General features: G+C 61.0%; 18 protein-coding genes. 7 read left to right on the top strand and 11 right to left on the bottom strand.

Annotated features, from left to right (window positions below; translation table 11 throughout):
- Positions 1–13: 13 nt before the first annotated feature.
- Positions 14–1,555 carry a DEAD/DEAH box helicase gene (locus C8K44_RS17290; RefSeq protein ID WP_199227126.1) on the top strand — a complete coding sequence of 514 codons (1,542 nt, stop codon included), beginning with the start codon at positions 14–16 and terminating at the stop codon, positions 1,553–1,555.
- 176 nt (positions 1,556–1,731) lie between these two features.
- On the opposite strand, the gene C8K44_RS17285 is transcribed toward C8K44_RS17290, so the two are convergent.
- The 6 genes from C8K44_RS17285 to C8K44_RS17260 form a co-directional block, all read right to left on the bottom strand.
- Positions 1,732–2,379, bottom strand: coding sequence for an OmpA family protein (locus tag C8K44_RS17285; RefSeq protein WP_109577053.1), 648 nt, complete (start codon positions 2,377–2,379; stop codon positions 1,732–1,734).
- Positions 2,380–2,624: 245 nt separating this feature from the next.
- Entirely contained in the window at positions 2,625–2,963 is a 339-nt protein-coding gene (locus tag C8K44_RS17280) for a hypothetical protein (protein WP_245417523.1), read from the bottom strand.
- A 138-nt stretch (positions 2,964–3,101) separates the two neighbouring features.
- Positions 3,102–4,233, bottom strand: a protein-coding gene (prfB, locus tag C8K44_RS17275; protein ID WP_109577052.1) for a peptide chain release factor 2 whose coding sequence is annotated in 2 segments (ribosomal slippage) — positions 3,102–4,166 and positions 4,168–4,233 — 1,131 coding nt in all. Because the reading frame shifts where the segments join, the coding sequence is not laid out codon by codon here.
- 142 nt (positions 4,234–4,375) lie between these two features.
- Positions 4,376–4,846, bottom strand: a complete 471-nt coding sequence (locus C8K44_RS17270; protein ID WP_109577051.1) for a VOC family protein — start codon at positions 4,844–4,846, stop codon at positions 4,376–4,378.
- A gap of 235 nt (positions 4,847–5,081) precedes the next feature.
- The gene (locus C8K44_RS17265) at positions 5,082–7,523 is read right to left on the bottom strand and encodes a penicillin-binding protein 1A (protein ID WP_109577050.1); all 2,442 of its coding nucleotides are present in this window, start codon (positions 7,521–7,523) and stop codon (positions 5,082–5,084) included.
- 213 nt (positions 7,524–7,736) lie between these two features.
- A complete protein-coding gene (locus tag C8K44_RS17260; protein WP_245417522.1) occupies positions 7,737–8,933 on the bottom strand; it encodes an N-acetylmuramoyl-L-alanine amidase in 1,197 nt (398 codons plus the stop codon).
- Positions 8,934–9,659: 726 nt separating this feature from the next.
- Here C8K44_RS17260 and C8K44_RS17255 point away from each other — a divergent pair.
- Together C8K44_RS17255 and C8K44_RS17250 are read left to right on the top strand one after the other, a co-directional pair.
- The gene (locus C8K44_RS17255; RefSeq protein WP_109577048.1) at positions 9,660–12,512 is read left to right on the top strand and encodes a ribonuclease E/G; all 2,853 of its coding nucleotides are present in this window, start codon (positions 9,660–9,662) and stop codon (positions 12,510–12,512) included.
- A gap of 157 nt (positions 12,513–12,669) precedes the next feature.
- Positions 12,670–13,110, top strand: a complete 441-nt coding sequence (locus C8K44_RS17250) for a MucR family transcriptional regulator (protein WP_109577047.1) — start codon at positions 12,670–12,672, stop codon at positions 13,108–13,110.
- A gap of 48 nt (positions 13,111–13,158) precedes the next feature.
- On the opposite strand, the gene C8K44_RS17245 is transcribed toward C8K44_RS17250, so the two are convergent.
- Both C8K44_RS17245 and C8K44_RS28195 read right to left on the bottom strand, forming a co-directional pair.
- Positions 13,159–13,449 carry a Dabb family protein gene (locus tag C8K44_RS17245; protein ID WP_109577046.1) on the bottom strand — a complete coding sequence of 97 codons (291 nt, stop codon included), beginning with the start codon at positions 13,447–13,449 and terminating at the stop codon, positions 13,159–13,161.
- A gap of 86 nt (positions 13,450–13,535) precedes the next feature.
- On the bottom strand, positions 13,536–13,664 hold the full coding sequence (locus tag C8K44_RS28195; RefSeq protein WP_281063001.1) for a hypothetical protein: 129 nt from the start codon (positions 13,662–13,664) through the stop codon (positions 13,536–13,538).
- Positions 13,665–14,036: 372 nt separating this feature from the next.
- Here C8K44_RS28195 and C8K44_RS17240 point away from each other — a divergent pair, with 372 nt between their 5' ends.
- Positions 14,037–15,293, top strand: coding sequence for a cyclopropane-fatty-acyl-phospholipid synthase family protein (locus tag C8K44_RS17240; protein ID WP_109577045.1), 1,257 nt, complete (start codon positions 14,037–14,039; stop codon positions 15,291–15,293).
- Between the two features lie 139 nt (positions 15,294–15,432).
- Positions 15,433–16,413, top strand: coding sequence for a glycerophosphodiester phosphodiesterase family protein (locus tag C8K44_RS17235; RefSeq protein WP_109577044.1), 981 nt, complete (start codon positions 15,433–15,435; stop codon positions 16,411–16,413).
- A gap of 72 nt (positions 16,414–16,485) precedes the next feature.
- On the opposite strand, the gene C8K44_RS17230 is transcribed toward C8K44_RS17235, so the two are convergent.
- A complete protein-coding gene (locus C8K44_RS17230; RefSeq protein WP_109577043.1) occupies positions 16,486–18,468 on the bottom strand; it encodes a bifunctional 2',3'-cyclic-nucleotide 2'-phosphodiesterase/3'-nucleotidase in 1,983 nt (660 codons plus the stop codon).
- A gap of 231 nt (positions 18,469–18,699) precedes the next feature.
- Here C8K44_RS17230 and C8K44_RS17225 point away from each other — a divergent pair, with 231 nt between their 5' ends.
- On the top strand, positions 18,700–19,362 hold the full coding sequence (locus C8K44_RS17225; protein WP_109577042.1) for a 5-formyltetrahydrofolate cyclo-ligase: 663 nt from the start codon (positions 18,700–18,702) through the stop codon (positions 19,360–19,362).
- 17 nt (positions 19,363–19,379) lie between these two features.
- Here the strand turns inward: C8K44_RS17225 and C8K44_RS17220 are convergent, their stop codons facing one another.
- Entirely contained in the window at positions 19,380–19,853 is a 474-nt protein-coding gene (locus C8K44_RS17220) for an Lrp/AsnC family transcriptional regulator (protein WP_109577041.1), read from the bottom strand.
- A gap of 153 nt (positions 19,854–20,006) precedes the next feature.
- On the opposite strand from C8K44_RS17220, the gene ald reads away from it, so the two are divergent.
- Positions 20,007–21,122 carry an alanine dehydrogenase gene (gene ald / locus C8K44_RS17215; protein WP_109577150.1) on the top strand — a complete coding sequence of 372 codons (1,116 nt, stop codon included), beginning with the start codon at positions 20,007–20,009 and terminating at the stop codon, positions 21,120–21,122.
- Between the two features lie 73 nt (positions 21,123–21,195).
- Here the strand turns inward: ald and C8K44_RS17210 are convergent, their stop codons facing one another.
- Positions 21,196–21,672 carry a DUF1203 domain-containing protein gene (locus tag C8K44_RS17210; protein ID WP_109577040.1) on the bottom strand — a complete coding sequence of 159 codons (477 nt, stop codon included), beginning with the start codon at positions 21,670–21,672 and terminating at the stop codon, positions 21,196–21,198.
- Between the last annotated feature and the right edge of the window lie 23 nt (positions 21,673–21,695).

Below are 21,695 nucleotides of genomic sequence, written 5' to 3'. Positions count from 1 at the left end.
ACAGCCAACAAACTTGTCCGAAGACACTCAGACCGCTCCAGAAGCGTTGACCTTCGCAGACCTCGGCCTTTCGCCGAAGGTCCTTTCCGCAGTCACCGACGCCGGCTACACGCAGCCTACGCCGATCCAGGCAGGTGCGATTCCGCACGCGCTGCAGGGCAAGGACGTACTCGGCATCGCTCAGACAGGTACCGGCAAGACGGCATCCTTCGTGCTGCCTATGCTGACACGCCTCGAAAAAGGCCGTGCCAGGGCGCGCATGCCGCGCACGCTGATCCTCGAACCGACGCGCGAACTCGCTGCCCAGGTCGAAGAGAACTTCGTCAAATACGGCAAGAACCACCGTCTCAACATCGCGCTTCTGATCGGCGGCGTGTCGTTCGACGAGCAGGAAAAGAAGCTTGAGCGCGGCGCCGACGTCTTGATCGCCACGCCCGGCCGCATGCTCGACCATTTCGAACGCGGCAAGCTTCTGCTCACCGGGGTCGAGATCCTGGTCATCGACGAAGCCGACCGCATGCTCGACATGGGATTCATTCCCGACATCGAACGCATCTGCAAGCTGATCCCGTTCACGCGTCAGACGCTGTTCTTCTCGGCGACAATGCCGCCCGAGATCACCAAGCTGACCGAGCAGTTTCTGCATGCGCCGGTTCGCGTCGAGGTCTCCAAGGCAGCGTCGACCAGCACCAACATCACGCAGCGCCTCGTCAAGTCCGGCCCCAAGCCTTGGGACAAGCGCGAAACGCTGCGCAAGCTGATCAATGCCGAAGGCGATGCGATCAAGAACGCCATCATCTTCTGCAACCGCAAGGTCGACGTTTCCGAACTGTTCCGCTCGCTGGTCAAGCACGACTTCGACGCAGGCGCACTTCATGGCGACATGGACCAGCGCGCCCGCATGGCGATGCTCGCGGGCTTCCGCGACGGCAAACTGAAGCTGCTCGTCGCCTCCGACGTCGCAGCGCGCGGCCTCGACATTCCCGAAGTAAGTCACGTCTTCAACTATGATGTTCCGATTCATGCGGAAGATTATGTCCACCGCATCGGCCGCACCGGCCGTGCCGGACGCCTCGGCAAAGCCTTCACCATCGTCACCAAGTCCGACACCAAATATGTCGACGCCATCGAGCGGCTGACCGGCCTGCCGGTCGAATGGCACGATGGCGACCTGTCGACCGTCGTTGCCAGTGAAGGCGAAGACGAGGCTCCGCGCCGTGGCCGCGGTGCGCCGCGCCGCGCCGGCAAGGACAGGCATGGTCGCGAGCGCGACCGCAAGCCGCGTGAAGAAGCGCCGGTCGTCGAGACCGCCGCTTCCGCAACCGAAGCTCCCGTCGACAACGTCGTGTCCGACATCGACGAGCGCCGCGTGCGCAAGGAAGCGATCCGGAACGGCAACGCCGACCGCAAGCCACGCGAGCAAGAAGACAAGCCGCGCCGTGACGACAATCGCGGCCACCGCCGCAACAATCGCGATCGCGAGGAAGACGACGACCGCACGGTTGGCTTTGGCGACGACCTGCCGGCCTTCATGCTGATTTCGACAAACATCTGAATGCCAAGCGCTTCATGAGTGAAAAGCGGTCCATTCGTGGGCCGCTTTTCTTTTGGCGGCCGGGAAAACTGAACAAGCAGCGGCGCGTATTCCGGATCGATTAGTATCTTCGTGGCGCTTGAACGAAAAACGGCCCCTTTCGGGGCCGTTTTCCTTGGATCTCTTGCCTGCGCGGCTCAGGTGAGCGGCGACAGCTGGATTTCGACGCGGCGGTTCTGCGCGCGGCCTTCGGCGGTTGCGTTGGAGGCTATCGGACGGGTCGCACCGAAGCCAGTGACGGCGAAGCGACGCGAATCGACTCCCTGGGCGCCAAGGTAGTTCGCGACCGAAAGTGCGCGGCGCTGCGACAGGTCGAAATTGTGCTGGTCGCCACCGGTCGAATCGGTGTGGCCGAACACGTCGACCGTGGTCTGGTTGAACTTCTTCAGCACGAGGGCCACGGAATTGAGGGTTCCGTAGAAGCCCGACTTCACAGCGTCCTGATCAGTCGCGAAGGTGATGTTTGACGGCATGTTCAGGATGATCTGGTCGCCGGCTCGGGTGACGCTGACGCCGGTGCCCTGAAGCTGGGCGCGCAGTTCGGATTCCTGCCTGTCCATGTAGCCGCCGGCAAGGCCACCGGCCAAAGCGCCGACGCCAGCGCCAATCAGCGCATTGCGGCGGTCGTTGCCGCCAGCGAGCAGGCCGAGGCCTGCACCAGCCAGCGCGCCGATGCCTGCGCCTGCGGCGGCGTTCGAAACCTTCTGCTGACCCGTATACGGGTCGGTCGTGCAGGCGCCGACAAACATGCTGCCAGCCAGCACGAAAATCACTGTCTTCTTCATATAAGGATGTCCCTCTCAGTACCCGCGAAACGCAACGGCGCACCGCGCAAAGCCCTTCCCCGGCCTTGTAGCATGAAATACGGCGAAAAACGGAACGGCGGCAGTAACAAGCGAGCAAACTCACGCTCGCGCTGCATGAGAAATTTTGCCTCTTACCAAAGGTTCTTTCTGTCGAACGCTACAACCTCTTTCGTGCCGCGCTTGAAGTCGTCGAACGACCGCGAAATCAAGCCCTACCCGCAGGCTTAGTAGGATCTTGACGGCACGAACAGGCAGATGGTCCTGGTGTCTTCGGCGCCGCCAACCGAACACCAATGGTATTCGCCGTCAGGCGAGGTTTTGACGCGCGCGTCGTGGTAGGTGACAATCTCACCGGTGCGTTCGATGACGTAGCCCTGCGGACGCTCGCTAATCGCCTTTTTCGGCACTTCGCGGCAGTCGTATCCAGAACAGCAAGCGAAGGGATAGTTCCACCCCTTGGGGGCGTCATGCGAAAGGGCTGGGGGCGTGACAAGCGATATGAGAGCGAGTGCGGATACAGCCAGAGCGTATCGGCATGGGCTCGATTTTCCTGGGCGCAGCATGACGCTTTCCCTTGAGATCACCCTCCCAAGCGAATCCTGCGCCCGCGCGGTTAACGAAAAGTTGCTTAAAATGTTCCGGAGTAGACAACCCGGCCATCACCTGATGACCGGGTTCAAGTGCGCTAGGATAGCATCCTGCTAGTCGAGATCGGCGACAGGCTGCCCTGCGCCACCCTCGATGCGTTGCGACAGCGACGCTTCCATGAAGTCGTCGAGATCGCCGTCGAGTACGTCGGACGGGCTCGTGCTTTCGACACCGGTGCGCAGATCCTTGACCAGCTGATAGGGCTGCAACACGTAAGAGCGGATCTGATGCCCCCAACCGATATCGGTCTTGGCCGATTCCGTCGCGTTGGCAGCCGCTTCGCGCTTCTTCAGCTCTTCCTCGTAAAGGCGCGAGCGCAGCATTTCCCAAGCCTTGGCCTTGTTCTTGTGCTGCGAACGCTCAGCCTGGCAAGCAACTGCGATGCCGGTGGCGATATGCGTGATGCGGACCGCCGAATCGGTGGTGTTGACGTGCTGGCCGCCAGCGCCGGACGAGCGGTAGGTGTCGATGCGCACATCCGATTCCGAGACGTCGATTTCGATCGAATCATCGACCACCGGATAGACCCAGATGCTCGAGAAGGACGTGTGGCGGCGCGCGTTGCTGTCATAGGGTGAAATGCGGACCAGGCGGTGAACGCCCGATTCCGTTTTCAGCCAGCCATAAGCGTTGTGGCCCTTGATCAGAAGCGTTGCAGACTTGATGCCGGCCTCTTCGCCATCGTGAACCTCAAGGATTTCGACCTTGAAGCGGCGACGTTCGGCCCAGCGTGTGTACATGCGCAAAAGCATGTTCGCCCAGTCCTGGCTCTCGGTACCGCCTGCACCCGCGTGCACTTCGAGATAGGTGTCGTTCTGGTCGGCTTCGCTCGACAGCAGCGACTCGATCTGGCGCGCCCGGATTTCGCCGGCCAACGAACGGATGGCGGTTTCAGCTTCGCTGATGATGTCAGCGTCGCCTTCTTCCTCGCCCATCTCGATCAGGCCGATATTGTCATCCAGCGCTTGCCCAAGACCGTTTATCGCCTTGATGTTGTCGTCGAGCGATTGGCGCTCGCGCATCAGCTTCTGGGCTTCCTGCGGGTCGTTCCAGAGGTTGGAATCTTCTGCCCGCATGTTCAGGTAATCAAGCCGTTTTACCGCCTGATCCCAGTCAAAGATGCCTCCTCAGCAGGCTTATGGCCTGCCTGATTTCGTCGACGATGTTCTGCGTTTCCGCGCGCATGGAGATTGCTTCTTTTTGCTTGTTTCGCGCCCGAAGGCGGCTGTTGAATCCGCGCGGAACATAGGGATGAGGCTGCTCCCTGTAAAGCAAAATGGGCGGGCACCATAAGCCCCGCCCACCGACCTTGCCGCACAGCAGTTGCCTAGCCGGCGTATGCGGCTTCGAGTTTGGCGACGTCGATCTTGGTCATCTGCAGCATCGCCTGCATCACACGGCCCGCCTTGGCGGCATCAGGATCACCCAACAGCCGCGGCAAGGCTTCGGGTATAACCTGCCAGGAAAGCCCAAACTTGTCCTTCAGCCAACCGCACTGGCCAGGCTGACCGCCTTCCGAGAGCCTGTTCCAGAAGTGATCGACATCAGGCTGATCCTTGCAATCGATGCTCATCGAAATCGCTTCTGTGAACTTGAACATCGGGCCGCCGTTCAAGGCCGTGAAATGCAGCCCCTCCAGTTCGAACTCGGCCACCATGACACTGCCGGCCGGCCCGGGACCGGCCTCGCCATAGCGGGTCATCTTGCCAATCTTGGCGCTTTTGAACACTGACGCATAGAAATTGACGGCCTCTTCGGCCTGGTTGTCGAACCAAAGGAACGGGGTGATCTTCTGCATCGTTTTTTCCTCGTGGAAATTGGGTGGGCGGCGGAGGTTCCAAAGTCGTTCCTGCCTCGCAGGTGGGCAGGCTTCCATGGACAGACATCTATAAATAACTTTTAGGATATATAACTGCATGGCTATTTGCAAGCCTCAGGACATGCAATCGCGCAAACAAAAATGCGCGTGGCCAAGCCACGCGCATTTGTCATTTCGCCCGAGGATCCGGTGAATGCCCGACTAGACTGCGATCCTAATAGAGGCCGCCACCGCCTTCGCTGATGGCCTTGCTGGCCTGAGGCGACAACGCTTCGCCGTATCCATTTGTACCGTCTTCGCCCATGCCGATGACCCAGTAGCTGTCGGCGGGCCCGGTGCCAGGCTTGAACGCTTCCATGATCGTGCCCGGTGCGCCTTCCGCGGCCTGCATGCCGGTCTTGCGGTCGATGGAGATAACCTTCATGCCTTCGGGCAAGGCGAAGTCGCCCTTGGGCGTGCCTTCGAGCGCGACGGTCATGAAATCCTTGAACACCGGCGCCGCGAGGCCACCGCCGGTGGTGCCTTTACCGAGCCCCTGCGGCTTGTCGAAGCCCAGGTAAAGTCCGACGACGAGGTTGGGCGTGTAGCCGACGAACCAGGCGTCCTTCTCGTCGTTGGTCGTTCCTGTCTTGCCTGCAATCGGACGATTGAGCGACAGCAGCGTCGTTGCCGTGCCGCGCTGAACAACACCTTCCAGCATCGAAGTGATCTGGTAGGCCGTCATCGGATCGAGCACCTGCTCCGAATTGTCGACCAATTCCGGCTCGGGCTGGTTGGCCCATTCAGTGGCGACACAGCCATCGCAGCCGCGCTCGTCATGCTTGAACACCGTCTTGCCGTAACGGTCCTGGATCCGGTCAATCAGCGACGGCTTGATCTGGCGGCCGCCGTTGGCCATCACGGCATAGGCCGAAACCATGCGCATCACGGTGGTCTCGCCCGCGCCCAGCGCCATTGGCAGATATGGTGCGAGCTTGTCGTAGACACCGAACCGCTCGGCATATTCGGCAACCGTCTTCATGCCCATGTCATTGGCCAGACGCACCGTCATGAGATTGCGCGAGCGCTCGATGCCGGCGCGCAAGGTCGACGGTCCAGCCGCCTTGCCGTCATAGTTCTTGGGCGTCCAGGAGGTGTTGCCGGACTGGATGGTGATCGGCCCATCCATGATGACGGAGGCCGGCGTATAGCCGTTGTCGAGCGCTGCGGCATAGACGAATGGCTTGAATGCCGATCCGGGCTGGCGCATCGCCTGAGTCGCTCGATTGAACTCCGACTGCGAGAAAGAGAACCCGCCGACCATGGCGAGAACGCGACCAGTGTGCGGATCCATGGCAACCAGGCCGCCAGACACTTCCGGAACCTGGCGAAGCGCGTAACCGGCGCCGCCCTCGTTCTTCTCGACGTAGATCACGTCGCCGGGCTTGAGCACCTCGGCGGGAGAATTTGCCTTGAGGCGCTTGCCGTCGGAGACATAACGCATGGCAAAGCTCATGTCGTCCTTGGACACGGAACTCTGCTCGCGATCCTTGGAAAGAGCGCCTGATACTTCACGCTTCGGCTGCAGGCCAATCTCGAGCCCGGTCTTCGAGCTGTCGAGCACGACGGCCAGGCGCCATTCGGGAACGTCGCCGAGGGCCTTGACCGCCCCCAACGCCGTGCCCCAGTCGCCCGAGATGTCGATGTTCTTGACCGGGCCCCTGTAGCCGCGCAAGCGGTCATACTTTTCAAAGCCCGACTGCATGGCCTTGCGGGCCATGACCTGCAGCTTCGGGTCAAGAGTGGTACGTACCGAAAGACCGCCTTCGTAGAGCGCGTCCTGGCCATAACGCGCTATCAGCTCGCGGCGCACTTCCTCGGTGAAATACTCGCCGGCAAAGACGTAAGTGCCAGTACGGCGCGGCGTCACACCAAGCGGCTCGGCCCTGGCCTTGTCGCCCTCTTCGCGCGAAATATAGCCATTGACGACCATCTGCTGGATCACCCAGTTGCGCCGCTCGACGGCGCGGTCGGCGTACCTGAACGGATGATAGTTCGACGGGCCCTTCGGCAGCGCTGCGAGATAGGCGGCTTCGGCTACCGTCAGTTCGTTCACCGACTTGTCGAAATAAGTCAGCGCCGCGCCGGCAATGCCATAGGCGCCGAGGCCGAAGAAGATTTCGTTGAGGTAAAGCTCAAGGATGCGGTCCTTGGAATAAGCCTGCTCGATACGGAACGAGAGGATGGCTTCCTTGGCCTTGCGGTCCATCGTCTGTTCGTTGGAAAGCAGGAAGTTCTTGGCGACCTGCTGGGTGATGGTCGACCCGCCTTGGGTCGGACCGCCGGTGACATAGGCGAGCGCGGCGCGCGAAAAGCCCATGATGTCGATGCCGGGGTGCGAGTAGAAATTCTTGTCTTCAGCCGACAGGAAAGCCGCCTTGACGCGATCGGGCACAGCCTGAATCGGCAGGTAGAGCCGGCGCTCGCGCGCGAACTCGCCCATGAGCGCGCCATCGGAAGCGTGGATGCGCGTCGTCACCGGCGGCTCGTACTTGGCGAGCACTTCGTAGTCAGGAAGTTCCTTGGTAAGCTGGCCGAGATAGAGCGCCACGCCCGCCGCAACGACCAGCGCAAGCGTCGTGCCGATGCCGAAGAAATAGCCGATAAGACGAATCATGCCCGCTCCAGTACAAGGTTCGGGAATTTCCTAAACCAACCCGCCATCACCGCAAGCTGCAGGTACTGTCCCGATCCGCAATCGGCAACCCATGTCGCGCGGTTGTGGGCAAAATACGGCAACAGCCGTGCAGGCACCCAAGATTCTGGTCGAAAACACCAATAATGCCCAGTCAGTGACCTCTCGGCAACGCCAACGTGAGACCCGTCATGATCAGCCGCCTGGGACGCCTCGCTCCGCCACAAAGGCGGCGACTGCCTTGGAAATGCTCGTTGCGGCCTTTTCACGCCAATCCGAGCTGCGAAGCTGCTCTTCGTCCTGTGGATTGGAGAGATAGCCTAGTTCGACCAGCACCGATGGCACATCGGGTGCCTTGAGCACCTTGAAACCAGCCGAACGATGCGGGTTGTTGATCATACCCACCGTAGGCGACAGCTCACCGACCAAGGAGCGGGCAAATCGGGCCGAGAAACCATGCGTCTCGCGCCGGATAAGATCGACCAGGATGTCGGAGACTTCGTGATTTTCTTCAGCGACATCGACGCCAGCGAGCTGGTCCGAGAGGTTTTCGCGGTCGGCCAACGCCTGCGCGTCCGCATCGGAAGCCTTGTCCGACATCGTATAGACCGTGGCACCGCGAATGCCTTTTAGCCGGATTGTGTCGGCATGGATCGAGATGAACAGGTCAGCCTCTTGCTGACGGGCAATACGAACCCGATCGTCGAGCCGCAGGAATTCATCATTCTCACGGGTCAGGACGACCTTGTAGGCGCTGTTGGACGCCAGCTTGGACTTTAGCTCCTTGGCGAAAGCGAGCGTGACAGATTTCTCGACCGTGCCGTTCAATCCTTCAGCGCCGCCGTCGATACCGCCATGACCGGGATCGAGCACGATGGTGAACGGCCGATCGCCGCGATGTGCGATCTTACTGAGCCTGTCGGTCTTGGCCGTGGATACGGTTGAGCCGGTTGTCTCCGCCTGGATGGCGAGCGCGGCATCAAACTCGCGATCCGAAGCAGCAGAAATGTCAGCAACCAGCCGGTAGCCCGATCCATCTTCGTTCTTGAGCACATCGACCTTGTCGACGTTGAACGGCCCCTTTGAGGTCACGATCAGCCGCGAGGCCCCCTCGCCCGATGCACCGTAACGCACACTCTTGATCAACCCGCGCGCCTTCAGGTCCTTGGCATCGATGGCAATGGTTGCATCGGGAAGATCGATTACCAGGCGGTGCGGGCTGCGAAGCAGGAACCATTTCGGTTCCGGCTCGCGGTCGAAGTTCATGACGATGCGCATATGAGTCGCATCGCCCGCCATTTTGTAGTCGAGCGTCTTGATCGGCTCTGCGGCACAAACGGGCTGGCAATTGATTCCAGCAAACGCGGCGAGGAACACGAACAAGGTCAACATCGCACGGCACAATGCGCCCTGTGGCCGACTGCCCACAAAGGCGAAGCACTTGCCGTTCAATGCCACGGATCCCATCTCTGTACTGCCGCTCCAAAGGCAGGCGCGCTGTTGTCCCGCACCTTTGTCGTTCGTGAGCCGAATACGCGGCCCCCTCGATTAACAAGTGGTAACCAGAGAAGGTTAACCGAGTCTTTGTCGGAATGCTCGTTCCTTGTCGCCGCATCGGCTTTGCCGGCATCGGAAATCGGGGTTGCGCTCGACCTCGCCAAATCATAAAAGCGACGTTGGATCACTGCAATCCAGGGCCCGCGCCCTCAGCGCCTTCCGCTAGGGAACCACGCGACGAGCGATGGCCCGACTCGCAAAAGAGATGAGATTTCAGTGATCGCGACGAGATTCGCAGGCGCGGCCCGTGGCGGGGTAGCGACTGCGTGAGAAAAACGGCCGGACATTTCGTTCCGCGCCGGCTCTGTAAGAGCAAAGTAGCTGGTCCGGATCCCCGGGCTTAGATTTGAAACAAGGTTCCGCAAGGTCACGCATTGGCCACAGACGCAATCATGGACTGGTCCGCAGGTAACCGCGCCATCACGGCAGCGGGCGGCACCGCCATGGCGTTTTGGCTGCGACCGGCGGACGCAAAATCATCCGGCACCCCCACTTCAGCAAACTCACGGCGGCGGACGAGTTCCCGCAGGCCGCGGCTGACGGCTGCCGGGAGGACAAATAATGCCCAACAAGATGCTTATAGACGCCTCCCACCCGGAGGAAACACGGGTTGTCGTAGTTCGCGGTAACCGTATTGAAGAATTTGATTTCGAATCACAGGACAAGAAGCAGCTCAAAGGAAACATTTACCTCGCCCGCGTAACGCGGGTTGAGCCGTCTCTTCAGGCTGCCTTTGTCGAATATGGCGGGAACCGTCACGGCTTCCTCGCCTTCAGCGAAATCCATCCCGACTACTATCAGATCCCGGTTGCCGATCGGCAGGCACTGCTGCGCGCCGAGGCTGAGGAAGCCGAGGAGGACGAAGACGAAGACAGCGAAGCCGACGACAGCAAGAGCCAGGATCGCAACCGTGGACGCCGTCGTCGTCGCGGTGGAAAGAACCGCGGCCGCAACGACGAAAACAAGCCTGAAGGTTCCAGCGACGAAGATGGCGACTCATCTTCCGAGTACGATGAGTCGGTCGCAGCCAGCGAAGTCGCCGATACGAGCGACGGCGAAACGTCAGTTGAAGCTGCGACCGAGGAAGCCGATGCTGTCACCGAGGAGCGGGAGCAGGTTTCGATCGCTGCGTCGGTTGACGCCGATGTCGTGTCCGAAAGAGCGCCCGAGCCGACCGTCACTGAAAACGAGAACGGCGGTGTGATCGAAGAAGTGCACTCGACCCACCACGACGATCACGAGATCGAGTCGGTTGGCGCCGAGGATGCGCTCGAGGAAGTGCGCGACCGCCGCAAGCCGGTTCGCCGCCACTACAAGATCCAGGAAGTCATCAAGCGTCGCCAGATCCTCCTGGTCCAGGTGGTCAAGGAAGAGCGCGGCAACAAGGGCGCCGCCCTGACGACCTATCTGTCGCTTGCAGGCCGCTATTCGGTGCTGATGCCCAACACCGCACGTGGCGGCGGCATTTCCCGCAAGATCACCAATGCCCAGGACCGCAAGCGCCTGAAGGAAGTGGTTGCCGATCTCGAGGTGCCGAAGGGCATGGGCGTCATCCTGCGCACGGCAGGCGAAAGCCGCACCAAGGCCGAGATCAAGCGTGACTACGAGTACCTGATGCGCCTGTGGGAGAACGTCCGCAGCCTGACGCTGCAGTCGACGGCACCCGCGCTGGTCTATGAGGAAGGCAGCCTGATCAAGCGATCAGTGCGCGATCTCTACAACAAGGACATCGACGAGGTTCTAGTTGCCGGCGAAGACGGCTATCGCGAGGCCAAGGACTTCATGCGCATGCTGATGCCCAGCCATGCCAAGGTCGTCCAGCCTTATCGCGACATCACGCCGATCTTCGTGCGCAGCGGCATCGAATCGCAGCTCGAGCGGATGGTGCAGCCACAGGTGACGCTGAAGTCGGGCGGCTACATCATCATCAACCAGACCGAGGCGCTGGTTGCCATCGACGTCAACTCCGGGCGCTCTACCAAGGAGCACTCGATCGAGGAGACGGCCCTTCACACCAACCTTGAAGCCGCAGAGGAAGTCGCCCGTCAGCTCAGGCTGCGCGACCTCGCCGGCCTGATCGTCATCGACTTCATCGACATGGAGGAGAACCGCAACAATCGTGCGGTCGAAAAGAAGCTCAAGGATTGCCTGAAAAACGATCGTGCCCGCATCCAGGTCGGCCGGATTTCACATTTCGGCCTGATGGAGATGTCGCGCCAGCGCATTCGTGCCAGCGTGCTCGAATCCACCATGAAGCCCTGCCCCCATTGCGGCGGCACCGGCCACGTCCGTTCGGACTCGTCGGTAGCGTTGCAGGTCGTGCGCGCCATCGAAGAGTTCCTGCTGAAGGACTCGCGCAGCCACATCACCGTCAAGACCCCAGTGGCGACCGCACTTTACGTGCTCAACCACAAGCGTTCCACGCTGGTCGATCTCGAGACCCGCTTCGGAGTGACGATCACGCTCGAAGCCGATGACAGCGTCGGTTCGCAGAACCACGCCATCTTCCGCGGCGCCATCGCAGAGAAGCCGGCGAACTTCGCCCTGCCAGTGCAGGCTCCGGCTTATGATGAGCCCGAGGAAATCGAAGACGAGATCATCGAAGAGGAAGAAGAAGAAACCACAGTTGCCGAGGCGCAGCCAGCGCGTGCGCCGCAGCCTGCTGCGGCCGAAGGCGAGCAGCACGATCGAAAGCGTCGCAAGCGCAGGCGTCGTCGTGGCGGCCGCGATCGAGACCGCGAGCATGGCGCAGCGCAGCAGGATGACGCAGCCGCTGTTGTTGCTGGCGAGACTACTGAAGCCGAAGGTGACGAAACGGTAGCTGTCGCTGACGCAGCGGTTTCCGAGGAAGCCGGCGAAGCAGTTGGCGTGGATGCAGCGGCAGCTGAAGAAGCCGCCGCCAAGAAGCGCCGGCGCGGCAAGCGTGGCGGCAAGCGCAACCGCAAGGATGAAGACGAGCAGTCGGCGGAAGGCGAAGAACGGGTTGCATCCGGCGAGGCGACCGTCGCCGAGGCCGTTGTGAGCGAAGTCGTCGCCGTCGATGATGTTGTCGTGGAAACCGCCGCCGTCGAGCCGGAAGCTGTGGTCGAAGCCAAGCCGAAACGGGCCCCGCGCCGTACGGCCAAGGCCAAGAAGGCGGAAGCTGAGGCTGCCGACGCTCCTGCCGAGGTCGTTGTCGAAGCGGCAGCGCCAGAGGCCGAAGCCAAGCCCGAGAAAAAGGCTGCCAAGCCCCGCGCGCCGCGCCGCAAGGCCGCTGCCGCTCCGGCCGAGGAGGAGGTTGTCTCCGAAGTCACTGCAGCTCCCGTTGCGCCCGCCGCCCCGGTGGTCATCTCCGTGGTCGAGACCGACGCGGAAGCTTCGACGGAGACCAAGCCCAAGAAGGGTGGCTGGTGGCAACGCAAGGGTTTCTTTTGATAAGCTAATATAGAAAGCCCCGGTCAGTGACTTGCTGACCGGGGTCACCCATATTTGAGATTATTTTGCTTGCTGTCTGACACAATTTGCACCGATATACGGCGCAATGAATAGTTAGACTCATAGTTTGCTTTAATACTGCCCGGAGAGACCGTCGATGACGAATGATAGCAAGATCGACATCCTAGGACTGACTGCCCACATCGTTAGTGCCTACGTTGAAAACAACAAGGTTCCTGCCAACGGCCTGCCAGAGTTGATTGCTAGCATCAATGCGTCGATCCTGTCCCTCGACCAACCTGCCGAGGCGCCGACCGAAGCCCAGCAGCCAGCCGTGAATCCGAAACGCTCGGTCATGCCCGACTACATCATCTGCCTGGAAGACGGGAAGAAGTTCAAGTCACTGAAGCGCCACCTCTCGGTCCACTTCGGACTGACGCCTGAGGAATACCGCGCCAAGTGGAACCTTCCGGCCGACTATCCGATGGTTGCGCCGAACTATGCCGCGGCCCGTTCGGAACTGGCTAAGTCGCTTGGCCTTGGCCGCAAGGCCGCAGCCGCGCCCGCCAAGCCACGCGGTCGCGCCAAAAAGGCATAATCTCCAGAAGTTCAAAGACGCGCTTCGGGCCATCCCGGAGCGCGTTTTTTATTGTGCGGCGACAACGTCAGCCGAATAGCGCAACTCGCGCATCGGACGAACGCGCTGCGTCGTGCGGTCATAGATCGGATGGGCCTTGTAGGCGGCAAGCGCTGCCTGGTCGACAAATTCGGCATAAACGACGATGTCGATCTCGTCGGAATACGGATCGACCTTGGTGTTGATCGTCACTTCGAAGACGGTGGAATGCGGAATACCGCCGAGCGCCGATAGTTCCTCACGGATCAACTCGACGTCCTGTTTCTGACGCGCACTGAAGAACACGATGTGCCGGATCAAGCCGCGATTCCTTCTGCTGCTTTCGCTGGCGCTTTTTGGGTCGGCTTTGGGTCCGCGTCAATCGGGCAAAAGGCAGCGGCTCCCTTTCAGCCCGCGATCATCCGCACGAGACGATGCAGTTCCCGCACCGTCGTGCCTATGGCGTTGCCATGGTTGTAGAGGACGTCCCAGATGAGGAACAAGGTGCCGCACATAATCACAATCACATAGCGCAACGCGTGCTCTCCTAGACTGGCGCGGAACTAGATATCTCGGCGGCTTGGTTCAACCTCGCAGCAATGAATTAGTACCCCATAATATTTAATGAACTCGCTTTTCACTTCCACGACCAGTTTTGCTGGGCCCGATAGTTTCGCCTGGCATATCAGCGATTGCCAGATGTCACTTGAAGTTCCAGATTTTGCCGGTGAAGATCGCGGCAGGAATTCACCGCAGCACGCGGAAGTCGTGGCAGCCCCCGGCCAAGTCCTTCGCAACCTGACAGGAGACGCCGAGGCGGCGTATCTTCGGCCAGGCGCAGCAGCGGTGCACGGCTTGGAGCAACGCGCCCGACAACGCCGTACCGGGCAAGAACTTGGGACGTCGAGATGGCCCAGAGGATTTCGGACGGTTCTATCAATCATGACGTGACGAAGCTTCACGAAGGCAACGTCGCGGACTTTGCCCGCGGCCTGCCGGCGCGCGTGCGCATGGTTTTGTCGGCAGCGCTTCATCTGCCGCGCGGCTCGCTCAAGGTGAAGATGCCCGACGGGCGCAGCATCCTGGTCGGCGGCAAGGCGCCCGGCCCGGAGGCCGAGATCGTATTGCACAATTGGAAGCTGCCCTCACGCGCCTTCAGTGGCGGCACCATCGGGGTTGCCGAATCCTATATCGACGGTGACTGGGAAAGCCCTGACGTCACCAGCTTCCTCGAACTGTTCGTGGTCAACACGGAGACGGGCGAAGGTGTTGCCGGCGGAACAAACTGGTTGCTGACCACCGTCCAGCGCATTCGCCACTGGCTCAACGAGAACACGCGCACGGGCTCGAAACGTAACATCTCCGCTCACTACGATCTCGGCAATGCCTTCTACAGCCAGTGGCTCGACCCCAGCATGACTTACTCCTCGGGGCTTTACGCGACCGGTGCCAACGACCTCGCGGGCGCTCAGACAGAGAAGTACCGGGCCCTGGCGCGCGACACCGGCATCGGTCCCGATGACCATGTGCTGGAGATCGGCTGCGGCTGGGGCGGTTTCGCCGAGTTTGCGGCGCGCGAGATCGGCTGCAAGGTGACCGGGCTGACGATCAGCCGCGAGCAGTACGATTTCGCCCAAAAACGCATCCACCTTGCAGGGCTTTCCGACAAGGTCGAATTCAAGCTGCAGGATTATCGCGACGAAACCGGCCTCTATGACCGTATCGCCTCGATCGAGATGTTCGAGGCAGTGGGGGAAAGATACTGGCCGGCGTTCTTTGCCAAGATGAAGCAATGCCTACCCCAGGGCGGCACCGCAGGACTGCAGATCATCACCATCAACGAGGCCGCCTACCCCCTTTACCGCAAGCGGCCCGATTTCATCCAGCGCTACGTCTTTCCGGGAGGCATGTTGCCGACGCCAACGCTGCTCAAGTCGCTCGGCGCCGAGCATGGACTCGACTACCTGCGCGAGCGGATTTTCCCGCAGGACTACGCCCGTACGCTCGCCGAATGGCGCGACCGGTTCTGGTCGTCCTGGGAACGCATTGTGCCACTTGGTTTCGACGAGCGCTTCAAGAAGCTCTGGGAGTTCTACCTGCACTATTGCGAGGCTGGTTTTCGCGCCGAATACATCGACGTACGCCAAGTGGTGTACAAGGCCTGATCGAAAACGTTCAGCCAGCCCCACCGGGTACAACTGATGCGTCGCCAGCAATTGCACCGTTGCGACACCATTTCGTCTTCAAAGCGCCGGATCCTTGGTCAGTCTCTTCTCGCGGGCTGCCCCGGGAGCGAATCAAGTCATGCACAAGCGAAACATCTTCTTTCTCGTTGCTCTGGTAGCGGCTGGAGCCGTCTACCTCAACAACTCGTCGCTGCTTTCCAATCGCCCTGACGGCAAGCCGGTGGTCCTCGCCCATCGTGGGCTGGCTCAGGAATACGATCGCACCGGCCTGACCGGCGACACCTGCACCGCAGAGCGCATGTTGGCACCTCGGCACGACTATCTCGAAAATACCGTCCGCTCGATGGAGGCTGCCTTCGCGCGCGGAGCGGACGTTCTGGAACTTGACGTGCACCCCACAACCGATGGCAAGTTCGCGGTGTTCCACGACTGGACCGTTGATTGCCGCACGGAAGGCTCGGGCGAGACACGAGACCATTCGATGGCGGACCTCAAAAAGCTTGATGTCGGCCACGGCTACACTGCCGATGGCGGCAAGACTTTCCCGTTTCGCGGCCAGGGCGTCGGGCTGATGCCATCGCTCGACGAAGTGATGGATCGGTTCCCGGACCGCCGCTTCCACATCAACGTCAAGAGCAACGACCCCAGAGACGGCGAATTGCTCGTTGCCTTCCTCGCAGCACTGCCGGCCAAACGTCAGGCAGACTTGACCGTCATCGGCGGCGACCGGCCTGTCCTGGCGATCAAGCAGGCGCTGCCCGGAATACGGACGCTGTCGAAGCAGTCGCTCATGCGCTGCCTGTTGCGCTACGAAGGGCTGGGCTGGAGCGGCTATGTGCCGAAAGACTGCCGTGGAGCGACGCTCGGCGTGCCAATCAACGTTGCGCCCTGGTTGTGGGGCTGGCCGAACCGCTTCCTCGACCGGATGGAAAGCGTCGGCACCAATGTCTATCTGCTCGGGCCCTATCACGGCGGCGGCTTCTCCGACGGCATTGACGATCCAGCCATGATCGAAACGTTGCCGGCCGGCTATTCGGGCGGCATCTCCACCGACGCGCTCGACCTTGTCATGCCGGCCATCGAACGCCGGACCAACTGACCTGTTTAGCTTCGGCGCAAGTGAAAGGGCGGCCAGGTCTCTCCAGCCGCCCTCCCGTTCAGCCAAAAAAGCTCAAAGCGTGATGCGGTACTTCGCAAAGCCTTCAGCGCCATCGCCTGCCGGCTCGATCTTGACCGCCTTGACCTCGGCAATGTGATCCTTGGCCTTGGGGCCGGTCTCGAAGATCACCGAAGCGCCTTCTACTGGCGCAAACGACCAGTTCGCATCGGCGGACGGGTTGATCGTGCCCTGATCGACGATGTAGCGCACTATGACGTCCCGATTCGTATCAGGTGCCTCGAATACCAGCTTGGAGGCGTTGATTTCGGGGAAGTTGCCCCCGCCCCCTGCCCGGTAGTTGTTGGTTGCGACAACGAACTTCGCGGCCGGATCGATCGGCTTGCCCTCGAATACCAAGTCGACAATGCGGCTGGAGTTGGCATTCAGCACCGCGCCCTTGGGATCGTATTTCGGTGGCTGCGCCAGATCGATCTTGTAGGTGACGCCGTCGATGACGTCGAAGTTGTAGGATGGAAAATCAAGATTGATAAGCGACTGGTCGGCCTTGCCGGGTTCGACCTTGTTGAAGATGCCGGCCGACATTTCCAGCCACTCCTTGACCTGCGCGCCTGTGATCGCCACCGCCTGAACGGTGTTGGGGTACAGATACAGGTCGGCGACGTTCTTGATTGCCACGGCTCCGGCCGGAACGTCCGTGTAGTAGTCCGGACCGCCACGGCCGCCTGACTTGAAGGGCGCAGCAGCCGAAAGCACCGGCAAATCCTTGTGCTCGGTGTCCTTCAGCATGTCCTTGATGTACCAGATCTGGGCCTGGCTCACGATCTGAACTGACGGATCGTCGGCGACAAGCGCGAAATAGGAATAGAGCGGCGCCGAGGTCTTGCCGACCGGGGTGCGAACGTAAGCCAGCGTGGCCTCGTGCTCCTCCTTGGCGGCCGCCTCGACCTCCGGCTTGCTTTCGACTGTCGGCACCACCTTCTTGTCGACGCGCTTGGAAATCGGGCGCGCCTCGCTGGTCGAACTGATGACCTCCCAGGCATTGCCGTCGCGCTCGAGCAGCAGATCGATCAGGCCGAGATGGGAGCCCCAGAAGCCACCCATCACGCCCGGCTTGCCATTGATGGTGCCCTTGGCGTTGTCGACACCTTCGACCTTGTCGAATTTCGGACCGGGGAAGTCGAGATGGCTGTGGCCAGTGACGATCGCGTCGATGCCATTGACGCCAGCAAGCAGGATGGAGGCGTTTTCGAGGTTTTCAGCGGCCTGCGGCGTGCCCATGCCTGAGTGCGAGAGCGCGATGACGATGTCGGCGCCTTCCTCCTTCATCTGCGGCACCCATGCCTCAGCTGCCTTGACGATGTCGCGGGTCATCGCTTTGCCCTGCAGATGCCTCGAATCCCATGTCATCACCTGCGGCGGCACGAAGCCGATCAAACCGATGCGGATCGGATGCTCGGCGCCTGAACCATCCTTGACCTTCTTGTCGAGGATTACATAGGGCTTGAGGAACAACTCGTCCGTGGTCGCGTTGGCCGCAAGCTTTCCCTTGGTCAAATTGGAGCAGACGACCGGGAAGTTGGCACCGTTGAGCACCTTGAACATATAGTCGAGCCCGTAGTTGAACTCGTGATTGCCGAGCGTCGAGCAATCGTAGCCAAGCGTGTTCATTGCCTTGATGATCGGGTGGACGTCGCCATCCTTCATGCCGCGCTGATAGGCCATGTAGTCGCCCATCGGGTTACCCTGCAGGAAGTCGCCGTTGTCGACCAGGATCGAATTGCTGGCCTCGGCACGGATGGCGTCGATGATCGAGGCCGTACGGGCCACGCCCATCGTGTCGTTCGGCTTGTCGGCATAGTAGTCGTAGGGAAAAACGTGCACGTGCAGGTCGGTCGTTTCCATGATGCGCAGATGCGCCTGATTGGCCTGGGCGCGCGCCGAAAACGGGTGCAGCATCACAAGCGCGCTCGCCGCAGCCGATCCGGCAAGAAAGGAACGGCGAGATATTGGGTGAAGCATGGTGGACATTTTCATTCTCCAGGAAATGAACTGACAGTATTTAGCCGGCGTCCCAAAGATCAAATGTCGCGCCAAAATTCGCGCGAGTCCAGCCGAGTCGCATGACAGGTGCGCGACAGCCAGCGGGGAATGGATTGGTCCCACACTTTGCGACCTGTTCGGCCAAAGCGATGTCGCCCGTTGACCACAGGCGACCGGCATGCAGGACTAGGCTCGACGATGCTCGAAACCTCAAGAAGGTGCGATATGGGCGATCTCGACGACGAAGAACCTGCGCAATACGCGTCACCCCCATGTTTCATGCATGAACTCGATCCGGAATTCCGGGCGCCACCCGCGCCGGAATGGCCGGAAGTCAGGCGCTGGCGCAAGACCGAGCGCGCAAGGCTCATCGAAGCCCGCCTGGCAGTCGCCGCCGACATACGCACGGCCATGGCCGGCCTGATCGCGCAAGGTCTCGACCAAGCCATTGGCGATGTGGCAGGCAAGCTGATCAGCCTCTACTGGCCGTTCCGCGGCGAACCCGACCTGCGGCCCTGGCTGGCATCGGTCAATGCGCGAGGCGGCAAGTCGGCGCTGCCTATCGCAGTCGAACTCGGTCGACCTCTGATCTTCCGCGCTTACGCCCCTGGCGACAAGCTCGAACGCGGCGTCTGGAACATCCCAGTACCGGCCGCCGGTCCGGAGGTCATCCCTGATATCGTTATCGCCCCACTCGTTGGCTTCGACGCCTCAGGCTACCGGCTTGGTTATGGCGGAGGTTTTTTCGACCGAACCCTTGCCGCGCTCCCCCGAAAGGCGCTGGTCATCGGCATAGGCTACGAGATTGCGCGTATTCCGACGATCTTCCCGCAACCGCACGACATTCCCATGGACAGGATCGTGACCGAAGCCGGCATCATCCGCTGAAGCGATTGCGTCAGCAGTCACGCCAGATCTGGCCGCATGCCCATGGCGGTGCGGTCGACAATCTCGCGCAGGGCGAATGAGGAGTTGATCTTGGTCACATGCGGCATGGCCGACAGCCATTCCTTATGGATGCGCTCGTAGTCAGGCAGATCGCGGGCGGCGATGCGCAAGATATAATCATATTCGCCCGACATGAGATGGCATGACAGGATATTGGGGCAGCGCTTTACCGCGACCTCAAAGTCCGAAAGCGTTTTTTCGAACTGTCCCGACAACGAAATGTGCACGATCACGGTCACCTGATGGCCAAGTGCCACATTCGAAAGCCTGGCGTGGTAACCGCTGATGATGCCCGACTTCTCGAGATTGTCGAGGCGACGCGAGCAGGCCGATTGCGACAGTCCTATCTTTTCAGCCAGCGCGGCGTTGGGCATCCGCCCATCCTTCTGAAGCGTGTCCAGAATAGCGATATCGATCCTGTCCAACGGCATTCTTCGAATTTCCTTCGACAAACCAGAGGATACACGCAAAAATTACCGAGCAAGTCTGGGTATGGCAACCTTTTTCGCAAACATATTCGGAACGATTCGTGATTGACTTCGTCATGAGGGAAAAGGCCAGAAATGGCTGCGGAGGAGCAGAAAATGCGCGTTGGTTGCCCCAAGGAAATCAAGAATCATGAGTACCGCGTCGGGCTCACGCCCGGTTCGGTCCGCGAATATGTCGCCCACGGCCATGAAGTCCTGGTCGAGACAGGCGCGGGCGCCGGAATAGGTGCCGATGACAACGCCTATCGCGCTGCGGGCGCGCAGATCGCCAAGACCGCCGAAGAGATGTTCACCCGCTCGGACATGATCGTCAAGGTCAAGGAACCGCAGCCCAATGAATGGGCGCAACTGCGCGAAGGCCAGATCCTCTACACCTACCTGCACCTTGCGCCCGATCCAGAGCAGACCAAGGGTCTGCTCGCCTCCGGCGTGACCGCAGTCGCTTATGAAACCGTGACAGATGAGCGAGGCGGCCTGCCGCTACTGGCGCCGATGTCGGAAGTGGCCGGCCGCCTGGCGATCCAGGCGGGTGCCACCGCACTACAGAAGGCTTATGGCGGCCGCGGCGTGCTGCTTGGCGGCGTGCCGGGCGTGCTGCCTGGCAAGGTCGCGGTCATCGGCGGCGGTGTCGTTGGCCTGCATGCGGCGCGTATGGCAGCCGGTCTCGGCGCCGATGTCAGCATCATCGACCGCTCGATACCGCGCCTGCGCCAGCTCGACGACCTCTTCGCCGGACGCGTGCACACGCGCTATTCGACAGTCGAAGCACTGGAAGAAGAGTGCTTTTCAGCCGACCTGATCATCGGCGCCGTGCTCATCCCGGGCGCTGCCGCGCCCAAGCTAGTCAGCCGCGAAATGCTGTCAGGCATGAAAAAAGGCACCGTGCTTGTCGACGTCGCCATCGACCAGGGCGGCTGCTTTGAAACTTCGCACGCCACGACCCACGCGGACCCGACTTACGAGGTCGACGGCATTATCCACTACTGCGTCGCCAACATGCCTGGCGCCGTGCCGGTAACCTCCGCCCATGCGCTCAACAACGCCACTCTGCACTACGGCCTGGCGCTGGCCGACCGTGGCCTCAAGGCGCTCGCCGACGAACCACATCTGCGCAACGGCCTCAACGTTCATCGCGGACGCATCACCAATCGCGCCGTGGCCGAGGCCCTTGGCTACGAAATGACAGAAGCCAAGTCCGCCCTGGCAGCTTGAGACAATCGTCTTACGGAAGGAGCCCGTCGCAGCGATGCGGCGGGCTTTTTGCGTTCACAGGCCTGTCTAGACCTCATGGCTCGTCCCGCTCGATGCGACACTGGTAGCAATTGTTCTTTGCCGAGCGCATGTGCACGTAAGCAACCTCAGGACGCGCGAGCAGTTCCCCGGCACGCCCTACGATCTCTGATGTCAGCGTCACAGCCCCGGTGCCATAGACTATGCGGTCGTCCGCACCATATCCGCGCAGGATATAGTCCTTTGTCCTGCTGAAAAGTTCCGGCAGCTCGCCGCTCTCCGCCGCTCGCGGGCATTCCTCGGCATGCAGGAAGATCGGCCCGGTTTCGGCATATGGCTGAAGCTCCGGGAACGGGCGATATGCGAGCACAAGGTAGGGTTCACCCGCTGCAACATTGGTCAAGCAATGGCGGCAGGGCACGCCAACGCCATCCGAGATCTTGCGCTCGGGCTTCATGCCATAAGCGTCCGGCGCCCCGTGCTGGAGGGCCCTCACCGAGTCGTTGGGAAGTGCGAGGAAACGAATGGTCATAACGGCGTTCCTGGTTGGTTGAT

It is taken from the genome of Aminobacter sp. AP02 (assembly GCF_003148805.1).
GTDB lineage: Bacteria > Pseudomonadota > Alphaproteobacteria > Rhizobiales > Rhizobiaceae > Aminobacter.
Note: the sequence above shows the minus strand (reverse complement) of the source record. Positions and strands in the feature narration are given on the sequence as shown.

Coding starts and splice junctions, on each gene's coding strand:
- C8K44_RS17285 (WP_109577053.1), bottom strand. CDS start 2,379: ATGAAGAAGACAGTGATTTTCGTGCTGGCTGGCAGCATGTTTGTCGGC.
- C8K44_RS17280 (WP_245417523.1), bottom strand. CDS start 2,963: ATGCTGCGCCCAGGAAAATCGAGCCCATGCCGATACGCTCTGGCTGTA.
- C8K44_RS17270 (WP_109577051.1), bottom strand. CDS start 4,846: ATGCAGAAGATCACCCCGTTCCTTTGGTTCGACAACCAGGCCGAAGAG.
- C8K44_RS17265 (WP_109577050.1), bottom strand. CDS start 7,523: ATGATTCGTCTTATCGGCTATTTCTTCGGCATCGGCACGACGCTTGCG.
- C8K44_RS17260 (WP_245417522.1), bottom strand. CDS start 8,933: ATGTTGACCTTGTTCGTGTTCCTCGCCGCGTTTGCTGGAATCAATTGC.
- C8K44_RS17255 (WP_109577048.1), top strand. CDS start 9,660: ATGCCCAACAAGATGCTTATAGACGCCTCCCACCCGGAGGAAACACGG.
- C8K44_RS17250 (WP_109577047.1), top strand. CDS start 12,670: ATGACGAATGATAGCAAGATCGACATCCTAGGACTGACTGCCCACATC.
- C8K44_RS17240 (WP_109577045.1), top strand. CDS start 14,037: ATGGCCCAGAGGATTTCGGACGGTTCTATCAATCATGACGTGACGAAG.
- C8K44_RS17235 (WP_109577044.1), top strand. CDS start 15,433: ATGCACAAGCGAAACATCTTCTTTCTCGTTGCTCTGGTAGCGGCTGGA.
- C8K44_RS17230 (WP_109577043.1), bottom strand. CDS start 18,468: ATGAAAATGTCCACCATGCTTCACCCAATATCTCGCCGTTCCTTTCTT.
- C8K44_RS17225 (WP_109577042.1), top strand. CDS start 18,700: ATGGGCGATCTCGACGACGAAGAACCTGCGCAATACGCGTCACCCCCA.
- C8K44_RS17220 (WP_109577041.1), bottom strand. CDS start 19,853: ATGCCGTTGGACAGGATCGATATCGCTATTCTGGACACGCTTCAGAAG.
- ald (WP_109577150.1), top strand. CDS start 20,007: ATGCGCGTTGGTTGCCCCAAGGAAATCAAGAATCATGAGTACCGCGTC.
- C8K44_RS17210 (WP_109577040.1), bottom strand. CDS start 21,672: ATGACCATTCGTTTCCTCGCACTTCCCAACGACTCGGTGAGGGCCCTC.